The organism is Bradyrhizobium sp. 142 (genome assembly GCF_023074015.1).
Lineage (GTDB): Bacteria > Pseudomonadota > Alphaproteobacteria > Rhizobiales > Xanthobacteraceae > Bradyrhizobium.
On record NZ_JADPKQ010000110.1, the window covers coordinates 15,074 to 37,328 of the forward strand.

Here is a 22,255-nt window from a genome sequence, read left to right on the forward strand (position 1 = left end):
GGAACGAAAGCAATGACAACGGCCACTACCGTTCGGGTCGACCCTGACAAATGTCAGGGCCACGCCCGCTGCAGCGCACTCGCACCGGAATTATTCAAACTCGATGAGTTCGGCAATGCCCGCGAGGTGCTGAAGAGCCGCCTTCCGCCCGAGCTTGTCGAGAAGGCCTTCATCGCGCGGGCAAACTGCCCGGAAGAGGCCATTATCATCGAGCCGGAAGGCTCCGTCTGATCGCAATACTTTGCCGCGACTGGCCTGCAGTTGCAGTGACGACGCAGGATGTGGTGGGACGCGGTGGACGTGAGCCACAGACGTGAATTCGGGTGCCAGACGAAACCCCGAAATTGCCGGGCTGGCCGACCCCAGGACGATTGAAGTTTCTCCCGATAACCCTATAGTTTTGGCCGGAAACGCACGAATGCACGCCAACGTGCATCGGGGGACAAGCATGGAACTGACAAGGTTTCGCGAATTCTCGCCAGATGTTTATCGCGAGTATCCTCTCGATGAATGGTCCAGCTTACTCCGCTCAGTCTGTGGGAATTTTCAATCCAAACCCTGCGACGGAATGCGCGGCGTGACTGGGCGGGTGCATCCCTCCACGGCGGGTGGGATCGAATTGGTGCAGGTGGCAAACGACCTTGCAACCATCCAGCGGAATCTCGACGACATCCGCAAGGATTATGGCGAACATCTCTTCCTGCTGCTCCAAATCGAAGGCGAATGCGGCATCGAACAGTTTGGACGGCAGACTATTGTTGCGCCTGGCGACTGCGTTCTGGTCGATTCATCGAGCGCCTCGACCTTCCACTTTGGAGGGAAGTTCTCCAACCATCTATCCGTGCACCTGCCGAGGCAGATATTCCTTTCCGATCGGTCGACGCGAGTAGACGTTTCGCGACGTGTAGAAGCCGACGATCCGATGTCATCGATCCTGCGAGGCCTAGTCGCGAAGTTGATGAAGACCGACAGCGGCGACAAGCGAGCGCCAGAGCTGCGTCAATTGCTGTTCAGTGCAACGCGTCAGGCCTTTGCGTCGGACGACCCTGACGATTTATCTCTCCAAAGTGATTGCGGCTACCATCGCATCGAGATCGTGCAGATTCTCATCGATCGCCACCTGACGGAGAAAAAACTCACGCCGCAATGGCTGGCCAACCGCGTCGGCGTTTCTTTGCGGACTTTGCAAGGCGACTTCAGCGTACTTGGCACTACGGTCAACTCCCTTATCCGCATGCGCCGCCTCTACTACGCGCGCGATCAGCTCAGCCTCGTTCGGAACGGTAACGACATCACGATCGCCGAGGTCGCATACAATTCCGGATTCAACGATATTTCTTACTTCAACCGTTGTTTTAAGAAGATATTCTCCTGTTCTCCGAAGACCATCGTTCGGCCCGAGAATTCCGTGGGTCTAAGCTGAGGCGCGGGCCTTTCAAGGTATAGGGGTTCTATTGATATCAGGGGGCGGCGTCTGCGCGCGCCGCCGTCCAAGGTCTGCCTGTGATAGGCCTTGCGTGTTTGTCCAATTCGGACTGCGCCGGACTCCAAGACAGGCGGAAGGCAATGCTCTTACCTAGCTCGAAAGGCTCAGGGAGGAGTATCACTGATGAAACCGTTCGGGCTCATCGTTGGCGGCAAGCCGATCGAAACTGTTAGCCACCGCGAAGTACGCAATCCTGCGACAGGTGATGTCGTCGGTCTCATGCCACTCGCGAGCATCCCACATTTGGATATGGCCGTTCTGGCTGCAACAAGCGCTTTCGAAAGCTGGAAGAACGTTCCGGGACCCGAGCGGGCCGACGCTTGCCGACGGATAGCCGCCGCGATCGAACACAATGGTGAAGAGCTTGCGAAGCTTCTGACGCTCGAACAGGGCAAGCCGCTGGGTGGCCTTGGATCGCGGTTCGAGATCGGCGGCGCCGTGGCCTGGACGCGCCACACTGCCGAGATCGAATTGCCGGTCGAGGTGCTACAGGACAGTCCGGAAGGGCGGGTCGAACTGCACCGCAAGCCCATCGGCGTAGTCGGTTCGATCACTCCGTGGAACTGGCCGGTGATGATCGCCTGCTGGCACATCATTCCGGCGGTGCGTGCGGGCAACACTGTTATTATCAAGCCGTCACCCAACACCCCGCTGTCAACGATTCGTCTCGTCGAGATCATCAACGAAGTATTGCCTCCGGGCGTCGTCAACGTGATCACCTGCGAGAACGATGTCGCTTCGACGATGTCGCGCCACCCGGGAATTGCCAAGGTAACCTTCACGGGATCCATCGCGACCGGCCGAAGAATTATGGAGAGCGCCGCTCCCTCGCTCAAGCGGCTCACGCTGGAACTTGGCGGAAACGATGCTGGCATCGTGCTTCCCGACGCCGATCCCAAGGCCATCGCCGAGGGCGTGTTCTGGGGCTCGTTCATCAATTCGGGTCAGACCTGCGCGTGCCTCAAGCGGCTCTACGTTCACGACAGCATCTATGACGACGTCTGCCGGGAGCTCACCGTCTACGCCAGTGCGGTGCCTGTCGGTAACGGCCTGTTGGAAGCCTCGGCGCTTGGCCCGGTACAGAATCGGATGCAGTTTGACATCGTTTCCTCTTACGTTGAGGAAGCCCGCGCCAAAGGTGGACGAATACTGCTGGGCGGGAATCCCGACGGAGGACCGGGCTTTTTCTACCCCGTGACCCTTGTCGCCGACGTCGATCATGGCTGCCGACTCGTCGACAACGAGCAGTTTGGTCCCGCGCTGCCGATCATCCGCTACCATGACGTCGCGGAAGTCATCGCGAAAGCCAACGACAGCCCGATGGGGCTCGGCGGGTCGGTTTGGGGTAGCGATCTCGATCAGGCCAAGGCGGTCGCCAGCCAACTCGAATGTGGAACGGTTTGGATCAACAAGCACGGGGCGATTCAGCCCAATGCTCCCTTCGGGGGTGTCAAACAATCGGGCTTTGGCGTCGAATTCGGTGCCGAAGGGCTGAAGGAATTCACCACTGTCCAGACTGTGTTCTGCTGACCAAGCAGAGGCTGACGGTAGTCAAAGGCAACCTTTCCGGGGGCGGGAATGACGACAGGGTTCGACTATATCGTCGTGGGCGGCGGTTCGGCGGGTTGCGTGCTCGCCGCGCGCCTATCAGAAAATGCCGCCAACAGGGTGTTGCTGATCGAAAGCGGCGGCAAGGATACTAATCGTTACATCCATATCCCGGCGACCTTCTTCAAGGTGATCGAGAAGGGCGTGGACGTCCATTTCTACGCCTCTGAAAGCGAGAAGGGATTGAATGGGCGGCCGTCCATCGTGCCGCAGGGCAATGTTCTTGGTGGCGGTAGTTCGATCAATGCGATGATTTACGTCCGCGGACAAAAGCAGGACTACGACACGTGGGCGCAAATGGGTTGCCGGCACTGGTCGTACGATAAGGTATTGCCGGTATTTCGCGCCCTGGAAGGAAATCAGCGCCTTTCCGACGAATTTCATGGCGCAGACGGGCCTTTGAAGGTCTCCGACCGCGGCTACGGACATCCAATTTCTTGGGCCTTCATCCGCGCCGCGCAGGAAGCGGGCCTGCGCTACACCGAAGACTTCAACGGCGCACACCAGGAAGGCGTCGGCTTTTACCAGACCACAACGCACGAGGGACGCCGCCAATCGTCCGCCGGCAGTTTTCTTCGTGACGCCGAAGGGCGCGCGAACCTCTCCATATTGACTGGCAAGCGTGTGCACAAAGTGCTCTTCGAAGGCAGGCGCGCGACCGGCATCGCTCTCGAAACCGGCGAGACCTATAGCGCAGGCCGGGAAGTGATCCTCTCGGCCGGAGCCATTGCTACGCCGAAGATCCTGCAGCTCTCGGGTATCGGTGACGCTGCGCACCTCAGCGGTCACGGTATCGAGGTGGTCGCGGACCTGCCGGGAGTTGGGGAGAATTACCAGGATCACCTTGAGGCAACGGTTCAAGCCGAGATCAGCATCCTCTCGCTGTTCGGGCAGGACAAGGGATTGATCGGTGCGAAGCACATGCTGCAGTACATGCTAACCAAGACCGGTCTCTTGACATCCAACGTGGTGGAATGCGGCGGCTTCGTCGATACGTCCGGCACCGGCTTGCCTGATGTGCAGTTTCACGTTCTGCCGACTTTTATTGGTTTTGCGGAACGGCAGCAGGAGCCCGGACACGGAATTTCGATCGGACCCTGCTTTCTTCGGCCGCAGTCGCGCGGAACCGTCAAGTTGCACTCGGCCAATCCAAAGGATCCGGCCCTCTTCAACTCTAACGCTCTATCCAACCCCGCGGACGTCGAGACGTTGGTCCGCGGGGTCGAACTGGCCATCAGGATAGTGGAGGCCCCATCGCTTGCGCGCATTGTGAAGCGGCGTGCGCTGCCGAGCCCCGGCGTCGAAAAGGATCCAGAAGCTCTGCGGGATTATGTCCGCTCCGTATCCAAGACCGTCTTCCACCCGGCAGGGACGGCGAAGATGGGAGCACCCGACGATCGCATGGCGGTCGTGGGTGAAGATCTGAAGGTGCGCGGTCTCGACGGATTGCGCGTGGTGGATGCGTCGATCATGCCGACGCTCGTCTCGGGTAACACCAATGCGCCCACCATCATGATCGGCGAGCGCGGCGCCCGCTTCATTCTTGGCAAGGAAAAGGCGGCCTGAGAGATCCCAGATCAAGGACCATTGCAACACGCATCCCGGGGCAGGGTATCCGCATGTTGTCAATGACCCGATCGCTATTTCCGGCCGCAAAAGTGACCGAGAAGTCAGCCTTCTGATTGCGTCCCGGCGTCAGGTGCGGCGGTCGTCCCTACGATTGTGCCGGCGCTGACCCTACTCGCCGGGGGCTCTTGCGTGGCGCGCCAACGCGCCACTGTCCGTGGGACGAGACTAGATACCGTGTCCGGCTTTTGTCTGGCGCAAGTAGCTGGCGGCAGCAGATTATTTGACCCGCTTGGCGCAGATCCATATCGTGGGGAAAACTAACAATGGCGGCAGGCTATGCCGATACCAAGGGAGGGAAGGATGCAACTGAATGAAGCCTTGCGAACTGCTCCCGTAACGACGTTCGACACCCGGGTCGTCCCACCCACCGACAGGATCTCCTACTGGGAGGAACAGTGCGGAGAGTATGTTGTCGGCTTGACCTGCTCGAGCCTGGAAGCGGACGGCCTCCAGGCCAGATTTCGGTATGTTGACCTCGGCGCCATCAAGCTTGTTGATATTACCGGGCACCAACACGTGGTCGAGAGATTGCCCGTCCATTTGAGGACGAGAGAGAAAGACTCGGTGTTCCTGACGCTGCTCGTGAGCGGTGCTGCGTTCGTAAACCGCGCAAATGAGTGTGTGCTTCTGAACGAGGGCGATGTCGTACTTTACGATACTAACCGCCCATACATGCATGGCTTCCCTGGATTTATGCGTCACGTCATGTTCGAAGTTTCCGGAAACGAGTTCAGGCAACGCTTTCCGGGTTGGGACCTCCGCGCCGCCCGTCGGTACGACTCGTCTATCGGTGCGGGTCGGCAAATCTCCACGTCGCTGCGGCAAATCATAACGCACTATAGTCCTTTTAGCGGCATGGCGACTGGCGCCACGGAGATTGAAGAGAAGATCTGGAATGTTTTGCGCATGGCTCAGGGTCTCTCACGAGGCGCGGAGCGTTCGACGTATCACTCCTTGGTAATGGATCGGGTTCACCAATTCATCGCAGCAAACCTCCGCGATCCAAACTTATCGCCGGAGATGATTGCGGAGCACGCCGGCATCAGCGTCCGGCAGCTCAACAGACTTTTTGCCGGGGAGCCAGACACCCTGATCGCCCACATCTTTGCTATGCGTTTGGATGCATGCCGCACGGACCTCCGGCGTCGGGATACGGAGCAGGCGAGCGTTTCCGAAATTGCATACAGCTGGGGCTTTCGCAATGTCTCGCACTTCTCTCGGAATTTCCGCGAGCGCTTTGGCTGCACGCCGTCGGAATCGAGAGCGCGATAGCTAGTCGGTGGCTTCAATCGAATTACAAAATCTTCGTCCTAGCAAATTGATTGAAGCGGCCGACTAGTCGGGTGCTGAAAGTGCCTGGTACGCGAGATAACGAACCTGGTGCCGATAGAAAGTAACAGCGGAAAAGGGAACCTGATGAGTTGCTGCTTCGGATCGATGTAGAACGTCGTGCCGGATGAGCCGGTCCAATAAAATGACCCGGTTGATCCGGGCAGTGGGTTTTGCCCCGTTTCAGTGCGCACCGCGAAACCTAATCCAAAACCTTGTTGTCCCATCGCCGGTGTTGGCGCGATATCTTCAAATAGCCGCGGCGTGACGGCTGAGTATGCGATCCCCGGCTTTAGCGCATTAGATGTCATCAAGTTGATCGTTGACTGCGACAGCAGGCTCGTGGTGCCGAGTTTGCCACCCTGCAACAGCATCTCGCAAAAGAGAAGGTAGTCGGACGCGGTAGACACACCGCCACTGCCGCCAGAAAACAACTTTGGCTTCTGGGCGTCGAACATAGGCGGACGTTTTTCGTTCGCCGGATCTATCTGCGGCTGTGCGAGCCGGTCGCGATCGGCCTCACGCACGTAAAAGCCTGTCGAGGACATGCCTAGCGGCTTTGTGATGCGCTCTTCGATAAAGCGGTCTAGGTCCATTCCAGAGACGACTTCGATGATCCGGCCGAGGACATCGACCGCCGCGCTATATTCCCAAACTTCGCCCGGCTGGTTGGCAAGGGGAAGCTTGGAAATCTTCGTCACCATCTCGGCCAGTGTTGTATTGCGATCGAGAACGTTTGCATCCCGATAGGCGTCCGAGATTGGGCCATTGCCAATGGGAGGTGGATAAACGAGACCGGCAGTCTGACGAAGAAGGTCCTGAACCGTCATCGGCCGCGTCTGAGGCTGCATCACCGTTTCCTTCTTGCCGGTGGCAGGATCGATCTGTTCGAGACGGACCTGCAGATCCTTTAAATTCCGGAAGGTAGTTGGACACGGGCGCGCCAATACTTAGTTTGCCCTCCTCGACGAGCATCATGGCACCTACACTGATGATCGGTTTGGTCATAGAGGCAATTCGGAAGATCGAATCTCTGGTCATGGCGGTCTTTTGCTCGCGGTCCCGGAAACCAAAGGCTCGGAAGTAGGCGACCTTGTGCTTGCGGGCGATCAGGATAACTGCTCCGGGAAGTTGGCCGCTATCGACATAGCCCTGTCTGCGTTATTCGCTCCAGGCGATCAGCATCAAATCCAAGCTTTCCGGGATCGCTCTCGGGTTCCAATTGTTGAGCAAAAGCGGAGGCCGAAAGGATTATAGCCACCGATGCGATCACAACTTGTCTATGAAATTTCATGACGTTTCCCCTCTGTCGAATGCTTCATCTCAGCCAATGTTGTCACAAGGCCTAACCAGGACCTTCACATCCACCGTCTCCCGAGCCAGTCGGCCGAACCCTTCTTCCACGACGGACTTGAGCGAGACCTGGCGCGTCACGATTCTAGACGGATCAAAAAGGCCGCTCGCCACCATCTCGATGAGATCCGGGAAAACATGGCGGTACCCGACGCTGGAAATGAGATTGATCTCGCGGTTCACAAGACCGAATGCATCGATCGTAGCTCGATGATTGAAAAGTCCCACCAGAACCAGTCGACCGCCCTTCCGGACAGTAGCGTAGGCATCGTCAAGGGCCGCCTGCGCGCCGACGGCTTCGAAGGCGACATCGACCTCACCAGCGGCGGCCGCCAGCCTTCCCGTCTGTGCGTTCACGGTGTGAGTGGCGCCGAGGGCCACAGCAAACGCGAGACGGTCGTCGGATAGGTCACTCACGGCAATCTGGCGCGCACCTGCTATTCGGGCCAGTTGCACGATGAGGAGGCCAATCGGGCCGGCTCCCGCGACGGCACACCGCATCCCCGCAGAAAGGCCTCCTTGCCTGATCGCATGAAGCGCTACCGCTGCGGGTTCCAACACCGCCGCCTGCTCGAAGCTGACTTGATCAGGCAGCGAGTGGGCCATGTACGCAGGGACAACGGCCTCTTCAGCCATCCCACCATCGCCCATAAGCCCGGCAAAGCCCATGAACCGGCATTGATTATACTCTCCTCTCAGACAAGCCGCACAGCGCCCGCAGCGATATTCGGGCTCAATGACCACGCGTTGCCCGCGGCAGACAGTCGATACGTCGGGAGCGAGTTCAACCACCGTGCCGCTGAACTCGTGTCCTATGACGAGTGGCGCACGCCGTCCCGACAACGGATGTACGGCTTCCGTGGGAATCGCGTGCGGACCGTCGACATACTCATGCATGTCGCTACCACAGATGCCGCATGCCGCCACCCGGATGCGGATTTCGCCCGGTGCAAGCGGCATGCGTGACCTGGGCTCGACCCGGACGTCTCGCGCGCCGTGCCAGACCGCGCCCATGAAGTGCTGGTCCTCCAAGGTGCGCCTCACCGAAAGAGGCGATCGATATAGCTCGCGCCGATGCCTACCTTCTCGTAGTGTTTCCGAGCGAGATCGATGTAGTCGTGCACATCGAAAGTCCCAGTAAACTCGCCATTTTCGTCCAACCAGATGAGCGGACCGGTGACATTGAAGTTGACGCGCATGGGCTCATCGCTCTCGTAGGCAACGAGCGTGTGTCCCTCACCGGGAGTTTCGTAGACGAAGTCCCCGGCCGTCGCGGTCCAGTCGTGCTCAAGATATCCCCACTTGCCAGAGATGGTGTAGGCGAAGACCTCATGTGGGTGATAGTGGCGGTTCACAAGGCCGGCCTTCTTTGCATACAGAATGTCGCACCATTTGTTCTTGCTCGGCGAAATCCAAAGCGGCCGAGTGAACACGGTCTCGGTAAGAGGCACGTAATACCGCTCGTCCTCTATTGGCGCGTTCTTGATATAGATTTCCGGCTGCGCGTCCGGCCGAAAGACATTAGTGATCGGCTTGATACCTCGCCAGAATTCGTTTGTCGGGGCTTCGGGCATACTCTTCTCCGCGTGGTTTAAAGCTTGGATGCCAGTCAGATTAGCAGGTCATCGGACCCGCATTTGTCCCAGAGGGACGATCTGCTTTGGCAGGAAGGACAGAGCGGTATCCACGTCGCGACGAGCGCTGGAGCCTGCGCTAGTGTCCCCTAGCCTTATCGACAGATCATCGGCGCACAACGATGGGCTCGATTGGCGGTCATCGAAAGGGAGGATTACGATGAAGAATATTGGGGAACGGCGGATATCACGACGGACGGCGCTGGTGGGGCTCGGCTCAACTGCCGGCGCGCTCGCTGCTCCATCGATTTTGCGGGCGCAGTCATCCGCTATTATTCGCATCGGTTACGTGAGCCCTCAGACCGGGCAGCTTGGCCAGTTCGGCGAAACAGATGCCTACGCGTTGTCGTGGATACGGAAGTATTTGGCGAACGGACTAAAGATTAAAGATCGAACTTATCAGGTCCAAATCCTCGACCGGGACGCACAGTCCAACCCAAACAGAGCGGCCGAACTCGCTGGTGAGCTAATCCAGAACAAAGAAGTGCATCTGATCGTGCCGGCGTCAACGACGGACGTCACTTTGCCGGTGTCGGAGCAAGCGGAGCTGTTCGGGACTCCATGCATCTCCTCTACCGCTCCATGGCAGGCCGTCGTCATGCCTCGCGGTGGCAGCAAGGCTCCCTTCCAGTGGACCTATCACTTCTTTTGGGGGCTGGAGGACATCATCGGCGTGTACGTCAATGTTTGGAAATCAGCGCGCTCCAATCGCAAGGTGGGCTTGCTGCTGCCCAAGAATGCAGATGGAGAGGTGTGGGGAGACGAGAACATCGGTTTCCCTCCAGTGCTACGCAAGGCCGGATTCGAAGTCATTGTCCCAAGCAAGTTTGAACCTCGCACCAACGACTTCACCGCGCAGATATCCGCCTTCAAGGAGGCTGGATGCGAAATCCTAGGCGGCCTCGTTTACCCGGGCGATCTGCGCACATGTGTGATCCAGTGCTCGCAGCAAAACTTCCGTCCTCCCATCGTCACTATCGCCGCCGGCCTGCTTTTCCCCTCCGCGGTCGAGGCATTAGGCTCTCTTGGAGAGGGCATGAGCACCGAAGTTTGGTGGACCCCATCGTTTCCTTATCCCTCGTCACTGACAGGTGAGAGCTCGGCTCAGATCGCAGCAGCTTGGGAAGGCTCGACCGGCAAGCAGTGGACGCAGCCGCTCGGCTACTCGCATGCGATCTGGGAGGTCATTCTCGATACGCTTAAGCGCGCCGCGGACCCGCTCGATCGTGCTGCTATTCGCGACGCGCTGAAAGCGACCGACTTGCAGACGCTTGTTGGACGCGTGAAGTTTGGTGAAGGACCCCACCCGAACGTCTCCAAGACGCCGATATTGGGAGGCCAGTGGGTCAAAGGTAGCAAGCGGCCTTTCGACCTTAAGATTGTGGAGACCTCGCTTTATCCGATCATGAAGGCCGAGAAAACACTGGAGCCGCTGCCTTGGAAGGCGTGATGACGGGGGCCTCGGAGGACTGCGGTAGCGCGGTCCTCCTTTCGGCGCGAGGCCTCTCGAAGTCGTTCGGAGCGTTAAGGGTCGTGACAGATATCGATTTCGATGTAGCGGATCGAGAGGTGGTCGGTGTGCTCGGACCCAATGGTGCGGGGAAGACGACTCTGTTCAACCTGATAAGCGGCGATCTGCGGCTGGATGCGGGCGCCGTCCTCCTGGATGGTCAAAGCCTGGCGGGAGCTCCTCCCCACATCAGGGCGCGCCGGGGAATAGGTCGCACCTACCAGATACCACGCCCATACGCCGGAATGACAACGTTCGAAAACCTGCTCGTCGCAGCGATGTTCGCGGGTGGACGAAGCGAACGAACTGCGTATGCCGAGTGTGCCGAGATACTCGAGGAATGCGGACTTACGGAGCGTGAAAACCAGCCCGCGGGCTCTCTGACGCTTCTCAACCGCAAGCGCCTCGAACTGGCGCGCGCGCTCGCGGGCAAGCCGCGATTGCTGCTGCTGGACGAGATCGCAGGCGGACTTACCGAAGAGGAATCCGGACAACTCGTTGCGCTGGTCCGTCGCATCCGCGATCGCGGGATGACGATTGTTTGGATCGAGCATGTCCTGCACGCGATCATGTCGGTCGCGGACCGTATCATCGTCCTCAACTTCGGCCAGAAGATCGCTGACGGCGCTCCGAGCGATGTCATCGCCGACCCCGAAGTACGCCGGGTGTATATGGGTATTGAGGCATGACCCGCCCTATCTTGGACGTGCGCGGCGCAAGCGGCGGTTACGGCGATTTCCAGGCCTTGTTTTCAGTCGACTTCGAGATTGCGCCCGGCGAGGTCGTTGCCCTGATCGGTGCCAACGGAGCAGGCAAGTCGACCCTGCTCAACAGTGTAGCCGGGCTCCTACCGGTCCGCGAAGGCAGTGTTGCCTTCGATGGAGAGGACATCTCGAATGTCCCCGCTCACAAGCTGGTCCGAAAGGGGCTAGCCTTGGTCCCTGAGGGCCGCCGGCTTTTCGCTGGGATGAGTGTCGAGGACAACCTTCGCGTAGCCCTCGATCGGGCGTCCATGCCCGTCGCGCGCGAGGCGCGCTGGACGGTGGAGAGGTTATTCGCCTTGTTCCCGATCCTTGCCGAGAAGCGACGTACAGATGTAGAGCGGCTTTCCGGGGGACAGCAGCAATTGGTAGCGATTGGGCGGGCACTCATGACCCAACCGCGCCTGCTGCTCTGTGATGAGATATCCCTCGGCCTCGCTCCGAAAGTTATACGGGAAATCTATGATCGGCTGCCCGAAATCCGGTCGACGGGCACCGCGATTGTCCTGGTCGAACAGGACGTTGCCTTGGCCGCAGCTTCCGCCGACCGCATCTACTGCCTACTCGAAGGACGAATCACGCTGACCGGCAAGGCATCCGAGATCAGTCGCGAACAAATCGCGGCAGCATACTTCGGAGTCCACAGATGAACTGGGTCGACGCCTTTATACAAGGGCTGCTGCTGGGCGGCCTGTATGCGCAATATGCCATCGGAATGGCCCTCATGTTTGGGGTCATGCGGATCGTCAACATCGCCCACGGCGATCTCGTCATCCTGCTAGGCCTGATTGGTATTGCGATTGCCGCCTTGACGGGAGCAGGTTCTGGACTGGTGGCGTTGCTTCTTATGCCTCTCGGTGCAGTCATCGGCTGGCTGCTTCAGCGTGGCATCCTCAATCGGGTCGTCGGCGCCGACCCTTTGCCGTCTCTTATCGCCACGTTCGGTCTATCAATAGCGCTCCAGAATCTGATGCTCCAGATCTGGTCGGCCGACCCACGTTCAATGTCTGCCGGATCGATCGGCACGATGTCTGTTCCGGTCGGCCCAATTTACGTTGGCGTGCTGCCTGCGATCATCTTCGTTAGCGCCATAGTCCTGACAGCCGGTCTTCACGGGCTCCTGCGGCATACGAGTTTCGGGCGCGCTCTCCGGGCAACCGCTGCCGACCGGGAAGCGGCTGCACTCTCCGGCGTCGACACAAAGGGGGCATATGCATTGGCAACCGCGATTGCTGTAGCGATCCTGGGTCTCGCTGCCGTTTTTCAAGCGACTAGGACCTCCATTGCCCCCGCCGACGGCGGATCTCAGCTGCTCTTCGCTTTTGAAGCGGTGATTATCGGCGGCATGGGTTCGATCTGGGGCGGGTTTTTTGGCGCGATGGTTCTCGGGGTGGCGCAGGTCGTCGGCTCCCGACTGGACCCCGGATGGGGGATACTTCTCGGCCACATCGTCTTCTTGGTGGTGCTTGCGATGCGCCCGCAAGGTCTTGCGGCGAACGCGAGAGGCGCGGCATGACCGAGTCCATTGTCACTGTTGAGCGGCAGACCTTTTCCGGCAGGATTGCCCTCACGGTCGGCGTAATCCTTCTCCTCACTCTTCCGTCGATGCCCTTCTGGGCCAGTTCTGGGCACATCCGCTGGGCCGTCGAGTTGAGCTGTCTGATCGCTATTGCGCAGATGTGGAATTTGCTTGCCGGGTATGGAGGCATGGTCTCTGTGGGACAACAGGCATTCATAGGCTGTGGGGGCTACGCGCTTTTCATTCTCGCCGGCAATCTGGGGCTCAACCCGTTCCTCGCCGTTCCGCTCAGTGTTGTTGCTCCGGTTGTGGTCGCTGTCCCGGTTTACTATTTACTTCAGAGGCTCGACGGACCCTATTTTGCGATCGGCACTTGGGTCGTGGCAGAGGCGCTCCGCCTCCTCGTTTCCAACATCGCTTACGTCAAGCGCGGCTCCGGATTGTCGCTGAGTGTGATGGCTCAATTTTCGCCGCATGAGCGGGAAATCGGCCTGACCATCTTGAGCGCCTGCCTGCTTCTTGGGACGGTCGGCGGAACGTACGTGCTTCTGCGCTCACGTTACGGTCTGGCGCTCACCGCAATGCGCGACGATCCGGTGGCCGCTTCAAGTCAGGGAGTGGACGTCGCGAAGATGCGCTTTATCGTATTCCTCCTTTCGGCGGCTGGAACGGGTCTGGCTGGAGCTGTCTATTTCATGGCGCAGCTTCGCATCACACCTTCTTCGGGCTTCGACCCCAACTGGTCCTCGATCTGCATCTTTATCGTCATGGTCGGCGGCATCGGGCGCCTCGAAGGCCCGATCATTGGAGCGCTGCTTTATTTTTTTGCGACCCGCTTCTTCGGAGAGTACGGCGCCGCGTACCTCGTCGGTCTCGGGATCCTGACGCTACTCGTTGCCTTGCACGCTCCTGGCGGCATCTGGAGCATCCTTACCCGCGTCAAGGACTGGCCGTGGTTTCCCGTGAGGAGGACTTTGGCGAGACGGCAAGCATCAGCTGTGCACGAGGAGCGTGAGAGTTCTGCCCAAGTGCTTCGGTAGCCGACTTCGTCTACGTGTTGGAGACAGTACGTATCAGGCATCAAGGCAGAGCGAGCCATCAATTGAAAGACGAGAGAGTTCGCCGCGCATCTCGGCTTGCGTTTATCGGACGCGAGATCTATTTTCGGCCGTAGCTCAACCGGTGGGTTTTGGTCCGGCAAGGTCGAAAATGCTTGATCTTTCAATGGGGATTGACTGACACTCTCTCCGCCATAGCTGGTCAAAAATGCCCGGCAATCCGCCCGTTTTCGGGTGAGGTTCGGATCTTAGCCATATTCCGGCCCATACTGAGCAATCGTCGCAAAAGCTTATCAACGGCTGCGCGCCCCCAAGTTTACCAGTTGTGAGCGGAGCATTTTGGAAGCACTTGTACTGCCTTTTGGAAGGCACCGGACGAAATCGGGAGCGACCTCCTAAGGTTTAAAACGGTTAGGAATGAGGCCCTGTGGCAGTTTCTACTGTGACAACTTATCCAGCATCCGCCGCGATGAGCTTATCAGCGGCGTTTAGAAACCAAGTACGGACAGGCTGTCACGCCGAAGCCGATCGTCAGCCGATTGACGCCTGGCCCGTCGAGGGGTCAAAGCGAACGACAGCTGGCCGCGAGTGCCTCCCGGCGCGCCGTCAGATCGAGCGCGCGGTCGTCGCAGGTCGCGAAGCCATTTCCTGACCGCGTGAAATCATTCTGAAACGAACGCCTGCTCTTGTGGTGGGTGCCGGGTCTTAGCCGTCTTCCACGGAGAGTGACATGAACGCTGCGATTGCATGGTTGCTGCCCCGCGCGTCTGGGAAATCGGTTGCCGACATCGACAGCGCTCTTTCGGTGGCGATTTTCAGCGGACTCGGGCTGCTGCTGTCGCTCTCTGTGCTGATCATCGACAAATATACCCCGGGCGAATGGTTCTGAGCCGGACGCTCTAAAATTAGTATCTGGGCCGCGTCTGTGCCTTGACTGTCGGGCCGAGATCGCTCGAGACGATATCCATCTATTCGGCTCGGGCGGTCCTATCGTAACCGGTATGAGCTCCCACGTCTGCGGTGATCAGCGGGGTAGACTGATCGGGAGTGACAGCGCCCCTGTTGCGCTTTGGCGGGAGGCCGGCGACATCGTCGAGCAGTCGAGCGAGGATATCTGGCGTGCCGTATGCCGCAGCGTGCGTGGCGCGGTGGCGGAGGCCGGCATCGCGCCGGATGGCATCGCCGGCATCGGCTTCGACGCGACCTGCTCACTGGTGGTGCTGGGCCAGGGGGGCACGCCGCTGCCCGTCGGGCCGTCCGGCGATCCGGCTCGCAACGTCATCGTATGGATGGATCACCGCGCCGCCGATCAGGCGCGCCGGATCAACCAGACGGGCGAGAAAGTTCTCGACTATGTCGGCGGAACGATCTCACCCGAGATGGAGACGCCGAAACTGTTGTGGCTCGCCGAAAACATGCCCGACACGTTCTTCCGTGTGTGGCAGTTCATGGACTTGACCGACTTTCTCACGTGGCGTGCGACAGGGAGCTTGTCCCGCTCCATCTGTACCGTGACGTGCAAGTGGACCTACCTGGGTCACGAAGACCGCTGGGACGATAAATTCTTCCGCAAGGTCGGCCTCGGCGTGCTGGCGGACGAGCAGTTCCGCAGGATCGGCACCGAGATCGCGCCCGGCGGAACGAAGCTGGCAGCGGGTCTGACTGCAGAGGCAGCGGCCGATGTCGGTCTCGTGGCGGGCACGCCGGTCGCCGCCGGCTTGATCGATGCGCATGCCGGCGGCGTTGGTACGGTGGGACGCTCGGTACGGTGGGTACGGTGCTGACGCGCATAGCCTATGTCTTCGGAACGTCCGCCTGTACCATGACGACCACTCCGAACCCGTCTTTCGTCCCAGGTGTTTGGGGACCCTATTTCTCCACCATGGTGCCTGGGCTTTGGCTCAATGAAGGCGGGCAGTCGGCCGCCGGCGCTGCGGTCGAGCATCTGCTGCAGATGCATCCGCATTCCGCGCAAGCAACACAAGTGGCAAGCCAGAAGCAGCAGCCTCTTGCCGATTGGCTTGCGTCGAAAATTGAATCACGCAGCGGTGCTGAACGGCTCCCGGGGTTGGTCGGCGAGCTTCATGTCGTCCCCGAGTTCCTCGGCAATCGCGCGCCGTTCGCGGATCCCGACGCGCGCGCACTGATTGCCGGGCTCGATATGCGCTCGGATCTGGAGAGCCTGCTGGCACTTTATCTTGCTGGCCTGTGCGGTCTCGGTTGCGGGGCCCGGCAGATCGTTCGCGCTCAGCAAGACAAGGGCATTGCCGTCGATACGATCGTGGTCAGCGGCGGTGCCGCAAAGAGCCGCTTGGTGCGGCAGGTGCTCGCCGATATGACGGGGTTGACGGTCGCAGCGTCCGCATCCCCGGAGGCCGTCCTGCTCGGCTCCGCAATGCTTGGATCGGTTGCCTCGGGCGAGCATGCCGACCTCAGCGAGGCGATGAAGGCAATGTCGGCCTTGGGAGAAATCCATCACCCCCAGGCCGTTTTGGCAGGCTGGGCCGATCGGCGCTTCAAAGCCTTCGACGCCCTGCAGAAGGTCGGTCGAGCAATTAGAAGCGCTTCGTAGCCCTTTGCCGACTGGACCCGGCGCCCCCAAGCACGGCTTGCATCTGACGCCGGCACAGATGCGGGACGAGAGCGGCGTTCGACCCTCTTTCATCATCTCGACACATATGTCATGATAGAGATACAAATGTATAAACCGGGCCTCTTTGCCTGGCGAGGGGGAGGGCTGCCCATGAGTAGGAAAGTCGCATTCATTGCGGTCTTGTTCGGCGCGTTGGCATTGGTTGGTCCGGCGCAGGCGCGGGTCGAGGTACAGTGGTGGCACGCCATGAGTGGCGTCCTCGCCGATCGGCTCAATGAGCTGGTCGAGAAGTTCAACACGTCGCAGGACAAGTACACAGTCGTCGCGGTTGCCAAGGGGAACTATGATGAGGTGACCAACGGGGTGATCGCCGCCTATCGCGCCAAGCGACCGCCGGAAATGGTGCAGATCGCCGAGCGCGGTTACATGACGATGCTGCTCTCGGGAGCCATCGTTCCCGTGCAGGACCTGTTGGAGCAGAAGGGCTACAAGATCGACTTTTCGGACTTCATCAAACCCTTGGCAAGCTTCTGGAGCTATAAGGGGCGGATGTCGGCGATGCCCTTCAACTCGTCGACGCCGATCTTCTGGTACAACAAGGATCACTTCCAGAAGGCCGGCTTCGATAAGCCGGCCGACACCTGGCAGGAGCTGGAGCGCCAGCTCTACGCGATTAAGTCCAAGGGGATCAGCGAGTGCGGCACGGTGCTGCCCGGCGATTTCTACTGGAGCCTGCTCGAGAACTACAGCGCCATCAATGACCAGCCCTACGGTACGCTTGCGAACGGCTTCGAAGGGCTCGGCACCGAGTTCGTCTACAACAAGACGAAGGTGGTGTCGCAAGTCGCGCGGCTCAAGAAGTGGCTCGATGACGGCCTGATGCAGATCGCGGGCCAGGGCTTCAGTCCCGAGCAGCTGTTTACGTCGGGTCGGTGTTCGACCTTCGTCAATTCGACCGCATCGCACGGCAACATCGAACGAAACGCGACCATCAACTGGAGCGCCACCTTCCTGCCGCACGAGAGCGATATCAATCCGCCGCTCAACAGCACCATCGGAGGCGGGGCCATTTGGGTCTTGAAAGGCCACATGGCGGAGCGATACGAGGCTGTCGCGGCCTTTCTGGATTTCGTTGCGCAGCCGGAAACCCAGGTGTGGTGGCACGGCGCGACCGGTTATGTTCCAGCGACGAACCGCGCCTATGCGCTCGCGCGGGAGCGCGGCTATTACAAGGATCATCCAACCAGGGAGATCGCGGTGCTGCAGCTCTCGCGCGGCATGCCGAACGAGAATTCGCGCGGGTTTCGTTTCGGCAACTTCGTGCAGACGATGCTCGCCCAGCGCCAGGAAGTCGAGGCGGTGTTCGCCGGTCAGAAGCAGCCGCAGCAGGCCATGGATGACGCAGTCAAGCGGGGTAACGAAATCTTGCGGCAGTTCGAAAAGCTGAATGCCGGGAAGACTCCGGAAACCGAGCGTCCATGACGTTGCGCTTGTCCATGCCCTGGCGCGAGGCGCGCGAACCCGTGCTTCGGGGAAGGCACGGGGGCGGCGGGTCCAAGGCCGTGCCGGCGGCTGCCGGTGGCTCGCGCACGTCGGGAAAGACGCGGCGGCCTGAGGAGGCCGGACTGAAGCGAGCCAATTTCGGTGATGGTCCCGGCCTGCCGACGCTGCTGTTGCTGCCGCAATTGCTCATCCTGTTGTTTTTCTTCTTCATCCCATCGCTGCGGGCGCTGATGCAATCCGTCCTGCTCAGCGATCCCTTCGGAAACAACGTCCAGTTCGTGTGGCTCGACAATTTCAGGGCGCTGTTTGCGAGTAGCGACTACCGCCAGTCGATCACGGTGACGTTCTGGTTCACGGTGATGCAGAACGTGCTCACTTTGGGAGGCGCGCTCGTGCTCGCGTTCGCGACCGATAGGATCGTACGCGGTCGTTCGGCCTATCGCACGATTGTCCTATTGCCGTATGCCATTGCGCCTGCGATCGCCGGCATCCTGTGGGCCTTCCTGTTCAACCCGGCGGTCGGCCCGCTCGCGCAGGTGCTGCGCAGTTTCGGCATTGCATGGGATCCCAACCTTAATCCGACCGACGCGCTAATCCTGGTGACGCTCGCCGCGTCCTGGAAGCACATCTGCTACGACTATATCTTCCTGGTGGTAGGTCTGCTCGCGGTGCCGGTCTCGCTGATGGAGGCCGCCGCCGTGGACGGCGCGGGACCGATCCGCCGCTTCGTCTCGATCGCGCTGCCGATGCTCGGGCCCACCATCTTCTTCCTCACGGTGATGAACTTCATTTATGGCTTCTTCGAAACCTTCGCCATCATCGATGCCGTGACGAAAGGCGGCCCGGCCGGTGCGACTAACATTCTCGTCTACAAGGTCTTCGTCGACGGCTTCGTCAATCTCGATCTCGGCTCTTCCGCAGCACAGTCGGTTCTCTTGATGAGCTTTGCGCTGATCTGCACGCTGCTGCAATTCCGCTACTTCGACCGCAAGGTTAATTACGGAGTCTAGCCGGATGGTTGAACGCTCGCCGGTCCTCAACATGGTCTGTCACGCGATCCTGATCGTCGGCGCGCTGATGGTGTGCGTGCCTCTGTATTTCGCGTTCGTGGCGGGCTCGCTCACGGTGGCCGAGGTGCAGAAGGTCCCGCTGCCGTGGCTGCCGGGAGGCCAGTTCTTCGACAATCTGCAGCTGGCCTGGAGCAAGGGCAACTTCAGCCGGACGTTCGCCAATTCGATTATCGTGGCGCTCGGCATCACGGCCGGCAAGATCGCAGTATCGCTGCTCTCGGCCTTCGCCATCACCTACTTCCGATTCCGCTATCGAATGCTCGCATTCTGGCTCATCTTCATGTCGCTGATGCTGCCGATCGAGGTCCGGATCGTGCCGACCTTCGAGGCCGTGGCAAATGCGGCGCTGCCCCTGCAATGGCTCTTGGATACGCTGCATGTCGCCGATCTCTGGAGTTGGATCAGCGGTCACGAGGTCGCGATCGCGCTCGAATGGAACATGGTCAACACCTATCCCGGGCTGATCCTCCCGCTGATCGCCTCAGCCACTGCCACGTTCCTTTTTCGCCAATTCTTCCTGACGATCCCGGAGGAACTGTGCGAGGCGGCGAGGCTGGATGGCGCCTCGCCGCTGCACTTCTTCTGGAGCATTCTACTGCCGCTGTCCGTTCCGAATATGATGGCGCTCGCCATCATCCTGTTCCTGTTCGGCTGGAATCAGTATCTCTGGCCGTTGCTGTTCACGACCGATAAGGACATGGCAACGGCGGTCATTGCGTTGAAGGGGCTGATCCCCCGCTCCGACAGCGAGCCGGCCTGGAACATCGCCATGAGCGGTGCGCTTCTCACGATGTTGCCGCCGGTGTTGGTCGTTCTGCTGTTGCAACGCTGGTTCATCAAGGGTCTTGTCGACAGCAGCAAGTAGGACTGATCATGGTTTTTATCGCCGGGCATCGCGGCGGACGCAATCTTTGGCCGGAGAACAGCCTGACGGGCTTCTGCAACCTTTGCAGGGAAGGGGTCGACGCAGTCGAGTTCGACGTCCATCAGAGCACGGACGGCGGGCTTGTCGTGATCCATGATCCGCTGCTCGATCGCACCACATTCGAGAGCGGGCCGGTGGGCGCGCGCAGCCTGCGACGCTTGACGGCTACGCGTCTTCGCGATGCCGGCGATGAGTGCATTCCGGCCTTAGAGGAAGTGCTCGATGTGCTCAGCGAAACCAAGCTCGAGCTGCATCTCGAGATCAAGACGGACGCGCTTGGCAATCCCTATTCGGGCCTCGAGGCGCGGCTGATCGACCAGATCAAGCGCCGGGGCCTGGAACGGCGTGCCGTCATCACCTGCTTCGTGCCCGCGGTGATCGAGACCGTGCGCCGGCTGTGGCCGGAGGCGCGTGTGCTCGTTTCGCTCGATCGTCGTTCGGCAGAGATGATGGGCGGAATTGAGCCTGCGTTGACGCAGTTAAGCGTCATCCCCGGCTGTATCGTCGCGGTCGAAAAATCGCTCCTGGGGCTCGCCTTGCCGCTCGCCCTCAAGGTGCTCGGCTCCGAGCGTCTCGGCGCGTGGGTGACCAATGAGCCGGAGGATATCGCTTACTGGCTCGCTCAGCCGGTGCGGCAGATCACGACCGATCGGCCGGATCTCGCCGTGAGCATTCGTCGCAGGCTCGAAACGATGCCGGCGCGCCCATGATTCCCCGCCGTCGCTTTCTCGTGGGATCGCTGGCGAGCGCCGCCTTGGCTGCGCCTGTCGGGTTCGTGCGGGGAGCGCCGGTCTCATTCAGCGCAGATCCCTTCACGCTCGGTGTAGCCTCCGGGTGCCCGCGGGAGGACCGCGTCATTCTGTGGACCCGCCTTGCGCCGCAGCCGCTCGAGGGCGGCGGCATGCGGGACGCGCCAGTGGAGGTCGAATGGCAGATTGCGGACGACGAGGCCTTCTCGCGCATCGTCTCCCGCGGCGTCGTTCGGGCGACGGCAGAACTTGCGCATTCCGTGCATGCCGAGGCGACGGGGCTGCGACCGGATCGGGTCTACTGGTACCGCTTCCGCGCCGGTTCGGCGCTCAGCCCGGTCGGACGCACCCGAACCGCGCCCGCCGGGTCGGCGAGGCGTTTCCGTTTTGCTTTCGCATCCTGCCAGCAATACGAGCAGGGCTACTTTACCGCCTACCGCGACATGGCCGCACGCGATCTCGACCTCGTCGTGCATCTCGGCGACTACATCTATGAGAAATCTTGGGGATCGCACCACGTCCGCCAGCACGGCGTCGGAATTCCGACGACGCTCGAGGAATTCCGCAACCGCTACGCGCTCTACAAGAGCGATCCCGACCTGCAAACGGCGCACGCTGTCCTACCCTGGCTTACGGTCTGGGACGACCACGAGGTGATGGACGACTATGCCAATGATCGCTCCTACACTGTGCGCGACCCCGGTCAGTTCCTGAAGATCCGCGCGGCGGCCTATCAGGCCTATTACGAGCACATGCCGCTCCCACCCTCGGCGCGACCACGCGGCGCGGATGCCACGATCTATGCGCACTATCGCTTCGGCGAGATGCTCGACGTGCTGCTGCTCGACGACCGGCAATATCGCTCGGCATCGGCGTGTGTTGGAAGCCGGCGCCCGACCTGGGTGACGGACTGTGCAGGCCGGACGGATGGAGCGCGGACAATGCTGGGCCAGGAACAGGAGCAATGGCTAGGTGCGCGCCTGCGCGACTGCCACGGCCGTTGGACAGTCGTCGCGCAGCAGACGTTGATGGCACAGGACAAGCGGGAAGGGGACGATGGCACGCATTTCTGGATGGACGGCTGGGACGGCTATCCCAATGCACGCCGCCGACTCCTCGATTCGCTCGTGGCGCATCGCCGGCGCAATCCGATCGTGATCGGCGGTGATCGTCACGCCTTCTTTACGGCCGATTTAAAGCACGATTTCGCTCGGCCGGACGGACCGACCATTGCGACCGAGTTCGTCGGCACGTCGATCACCTCAGACGGGCCGAGCGAAGCCAGCGTGCGCAAGGCGCTGGCGGAAAACCCGCATCTGGTCTATGCGCGTGGCGACAAGCGCGGCTATGCGACCGTCGAACTCGACGCCCGGCATTGCACTGTGGGATTCGAGGTGGTCGACGACGTCAAGGACGCAGGAAGCGCCGTGCGCCGGCTGACGAGCTTTGTGGTCGAGGATGGTGTGCCGGGCGCAAAGGCCGCTTGACGAGATCCGCGCGGCACAGATTTGACGGCCAACGAAAGATC

At 60.3% G+C, this 22,255-nt stretch carries 19 protein-coding genes and 1 pseudogene; 17 read left to right on the forward strand and 3 right to left on the reverse strand.

Annotated features, from left to right (window positions below):
* Positions 1-12 precede the first annotated feature (12 nt).
* From IVA82_RS10830 to IVA82_RS10850, 5 genes are all read left to right on the forward strand, one after another.
* Positions 13-231 carry a ferredoxin gene (locus tag IVA82_RS10830; RefSeq protein WP_247391288.1) on the forward strand — a complete coding sequence of 73 codons (219 nt, stop codon included), beginning with the start codon at positions 13-15 and terminating at the stop codon, positions 229-231.
* 217 nt (positions 232-448) lie between these two features.
* Complete coding sequence (locus tag IVA82_RS10835; RefSeq protein WP_247391290.1) at positions 449-1,423, forward strand: helix-turn-helix domain-containing protein; 975 nt, start codon at positions 449-451, stop codon at positions 1,421-1,423.
* Positions 1,424-1,609: 186 nt separating this feature from the next.
* Entirely contained in the window at positions 1,610-3,016 is a 1,407-nt protein-coding gene (locus IVA82_RS10840) for an aldehyde dehydrogenase family protein (protein WP_247493299.1), read from the forward strand.
* A 48-nt stretch (positions 3,017-3,064) separates the two neighbouring features.
* Positions 3,065-4,660: a GMC family oxidoreductase N-terminal domain-containing protein gene (locus IVA82_RS10845; RefSeq protein WP_247391293.1), complete on the forward strand. Its 1,596-nt coding sequence runs from the start codon at positions 3,065-3,067 to the stop codon at positions 4,658-4,660.
* Positions 4,661-5,023: 363 nt separating this feature from the next.
* On the forward strand, positions 5,024-5,995 hold the full coding sequence (locus IVA82_RS10850; RefSeq protein ID WP_247391295.1) for a helix-turn-helix domain-containing protein: 972 nt from the start codon (positions 5,024-5,026) through the stop codon (positions 5,993-5,995).
* A gap of 38 nt (positions 5,996-6,033) precedes the next feature.
* Here IVA82_RS10850 and IVA82_RS10855 read toward each other — a convergent pair whose 3' ends face one another.
* From IVA82_RS10855 to IVA82_RS10865, 3 genes are all read right to left on the reverse strand, one after another.
* The gene (locus IVA82_RS10855) at positions 6,034-6,999 is read right to left on the reverse strand and encodes a serine hydrolase domain-containing protein (RefSeq protein WP_247391297.1); all 966 of its coding nucleotides are present in this window, start codon (positions 6,997-6,999) and stop codon (positions 6,034-6,036) included.
* Between the two features lie 376 nt (positions 7,000-7,375).
* Positions 7,376-8,437, reverse strand: a complete 1,062-nt coding sequence (locus IVA82_RS10860; protein ID WP_247391299.1) for a 2,3-butanediol dehydrogenase — start codon at positions 8,435-8,437, stop codon at positions 7,376-7,378.
* Positions 8,438-8,445: 8 nt separating this feature from the next.
* Entirely contained in the window at positions 8,446-8,979 is a 534-nt protein-coding gene (locus IVA82_RS10865; RefSeq protein WP_247391301.1) for a 2,4'-dihydroxyacetophenone dioxygenase family protein, read from the reverse strand.
* A gap of 220 nt (positions 8,980-9,199) precedes the next feature.
* On the opposite strand from IVA82_RS10865, the gene IVA82_RS10870 reads away from it, so the two are divergent.
* The 12 genes and pseudogenes from IVA82_RS10870 (at position 9,200) to IVA82_RS10925 (ending at position 22,214) form a co-directional block, all read left to right on the forward strand.
* Entirely contained in the window at positions 9,200-10,489 is a 1,290-nt protein-coding gene (locus IVA82_RS10870) for an ABC transporter substrate-binding protein (protein WP_247391308.1), read from the forward strand.
* Entirely contained in the window at positions 10,489-11,238 is a 750-nt protein-coding gene (locus tag IVA82_RS10875; RefSeq protein WP_247391490.1) for an ABC transporter ATP-binding protein, read from the forward strand. Before IVA82_RS10870 ends, IVA82_RS10875 begins: the two co-directional genes overlap by 1 nt.
* A complete protein-coding gene (locus IVA82_RS10880) occupies positions 11,235-11,960 on the forward strand; it encodes an ABC transporter ATP-binding protein (RefSeq protein ID WP_247391311.1) in 726 nt (241 codons plus the stop codon). Before IVA82_RS10875 ends, IVA82_RS10880 begins: the two co-directional genes overlap by 4 nt.
* Positions 11,957-12,826, forward strand: coding sequence for a branched-chain amino acid ABC transporter permease (locus IVA82_RS10885; protein WP_247391312.1), 870 nt, complete (start codon positions 11,957-11,959; stop codon positions 12,824-12,826). Before IVA82_RS10880 ends, IVA82_RS10885 begins: the two co-directional genes overlap by 4 nt.
* The gene (locus IVA82_RS10890) at positions 12,823-13,869 is read left to right on the forward strand and encodes a branched-chain amino acid ABC transporter permease (RefSeq protein ID WP_247391314.1); all 1,047 of its coding nucleotides are present in this window, start codon (positions 12,823-12,825) and stop codon (positions 13,867-13,869) included. The genes IVA82_RS10885 and IVA82_RS10890 overlap by 4 nt, the downstream gene beginning before the upstream one ends.
* A gap of 748 nt (positions 13,870-14,617) precedes the next feature.
* On the forward strand, positions 14,618-14,776 hold the full coding sequence (locus tag IVA82_RS10895; protein WP_247391316.1) for a hypothetical protein: 159 nt from the start codon (positions 14,618-14,620) through the stop codon (positions 14,774-14,776).
* A 112-nt stretch (positions 14,777-14,888) separates the two neighbouring features.
* A pseudogene (locus tag IVA82_RS10900) lies at positions 14,889-16,459 on the forward strand (FGGY-family carbohydrate kinase).
* A gap of 171 nt (positions 16,460-16,630) precedes the next feature.
* Positions 16,631-17,962, forward strand: coding sequence for an extracellular solute-binding protein (locus IVA82_RS10905; RefSeq protein ID WP_247391317.1), 1,332 nt, complete (start codon positions 16,631-16,633; stop codon positions 17,960-17,962).
* Positions 17,959-18,993 (forward strand): ABC transporter permease subunit, encoded by a 1,035-nt coding sequence (locus IVA82_RS10910; RefSeq protein WP_247391319.1) that lies wholly within the window; start codon positions 17,959-17,961, stop codon positions 18,991-18,993. Before IVA82_RS10905 ends, IVA82_RS10910 begins: the two co-directional genes overlap by 4 nt.
* 4 nt (positions 18,994-18,997) lie before the next feature.
* Positions 18,998-19,918 carry an ABC transporter permease subunit gene (locus tag IVA82_RS10915; RefSeq protein ID WP_247391320.1) on the forward strand — a complete coding sequence of 307 codons (921 nt, stop codon included), beginning with the start codon at positions 18,998-19,000 and terminating at the stop codon, positions 19,916-19,918.
* An 8-nt stretch (positions 19,919-19,926) separates the two neighbouring features.
* Positions 19,927-20,688 (forward strand): glycerophosphodiester phosphodiesterase family protein, encoded by a 762-nt coding sequence (locus IVA82_RS10920; protein ID WP_247391322.1) that lies wholly within the window; start codon positions 19,927-19,929, stop codon positions 20,686-20,688.
* Entirely contained in the window at positions 20,685-22,214 is a 1,530-nt protein-coding gene (locus IVA82_RS10925) for an alkaline phosphatase D family protein (RefSeq protein ID WP_247391324.1), read from the forward strand. Before IVA82_RS10920 ends, IVA82_RS10925 begins: the two co-directional genes overlap by 4 nt.
* Positions 22,215-22,255: the final 41 nt, after the last annotated feature.

What these genes read in the sequence shown, in the direction of transcription:
- IVA82_RS10875 (WP_247391490.1), top strand. Translation starts at nt 10,489, where the DNA reads ATGACGGGGGCCTCGGAGGACTGCGGTAGCGCGGTCCTCCTTTCGGCG.
- IVA82_RS10910 (WP_247391319.1), top strand. Translation starts at nt 17,959, where the DNA reads ATGACGTTGCGCTTGTCCATGCCCTGGCGCGAGGCGCGCGAACCCGTG.
- IVA82_RS10830 (WP_247391288.1), top strand. Translation starts at nt 13, where the DNA reads ATGACAACGGCCACTACCGTTCGGGTCGACCCTGACAAATGTCAGGGC.
- IVA82_RS10925 (WP_247391324.1), top strand. Translation starts at nt 20,685, where the DNA reads ATGATTCCCCGCCGTCGCTTTCTCGTGGGATCGCTGGCGAGCGCCGCC.
- IVA82_RS10890 (WP_247391314.1), top strand. Translation starts at nt 12,823, where the DNA reads ATGACCGAGTCCATTGTCACTGTTGAGCGGCAGACCTTTTCCGGCAGG.
- IVA82_RS10885 (WP_247391312.1), top strand. Translation starts at nt 11,957, where the DNA reads ATGAACTGGGTCGACGCCTTTATACAAGGGCTGCTGCTGGGCGGCCTG.
- IVA82_RS10835 (WP_247391290.1), top strand. Translation starts at nt 449, where the DNA reads ATGGAACTGACAAGGTTTCGCGAATTCTCGCCAGATGTTTATCGCGAG.
- IVA82_RS10915 (WP_247391320.1), top strand. Translation starts at nt 18,998, where the DNA reads ATGGTTGAACGCTCGCCGGTCCTCAACATGGTCTGTCACGCGATCCTG.
- IVA82_RS10865 (WP_247391301.1), bottom strand. Translation starts at nt 8,979, where the DNA reads ATGCCCGAAGCCCCGACAAACGAATTCTGGCGAGGTATCAAGCCGATC.
- IVA82_RS10850 (WP_247391295.1), top strand. Translation starts at nt 5,024, where the DNA reads ATGCAACTGAATGAAGCCTTGCGAACTGCTCCCGTAACGACGTTCGAC.
- IVA82_RS10845 (WP_247391293.1), top strand. Translation starts at nt 3,065, where the DNA reads ATGACGACAGGGTTCGACTATATCGTCGTGGGCGGCGGTTCGGCGGGT.
- IVA82_RS10895 (WP_247391316.1), top strand. Translation starts at nt 14,618, where the DNA reads ATGAACGCTGCGATTGCATGGTTGCTGCCCCGCGCGTCTGGGAAATCG.
- IVA82_RS10905 (WP_247391317.1), top strand. Translation starts at nt 16,631, where the DNA reads ATGAGTAGGAAAGTCGCATTCATTGCGGTCTTGTTCGGCGCGTTGGCA.
- IVA82_RS10880 (WP_247391311.1), top strand. Translation starts at nt 11,235, where the DNA reads ATGACCCGCCCTATCTTGGACGTGCGCGGCGCAAGCGGCGGTTACGGC.
- IVA82_RS10840 (WP_247493299.1), top strand. Translation starts at nt 1,610, where the DNA reads ATGAAACCGTTCGGGCTCATCGTTGGCGGCAAGCCGATCGAAACTGTT.
- IVA82_RS10920 (WP_247391322.1), top strand. Translation starts at nt 19,927, where the DNA reads ATGGTTTTTATCGCCGGGCATCGCGGCGGACGCAATCTTTGGCCGGAG.
- IVA82_RS10870 (WP_247391308.1), top strand. Translation starts at nt 9,200, where the DNA reads ATGAAGAATATTGGGGAACGGCGGATATCACGACGGACGGCGCTGGTG.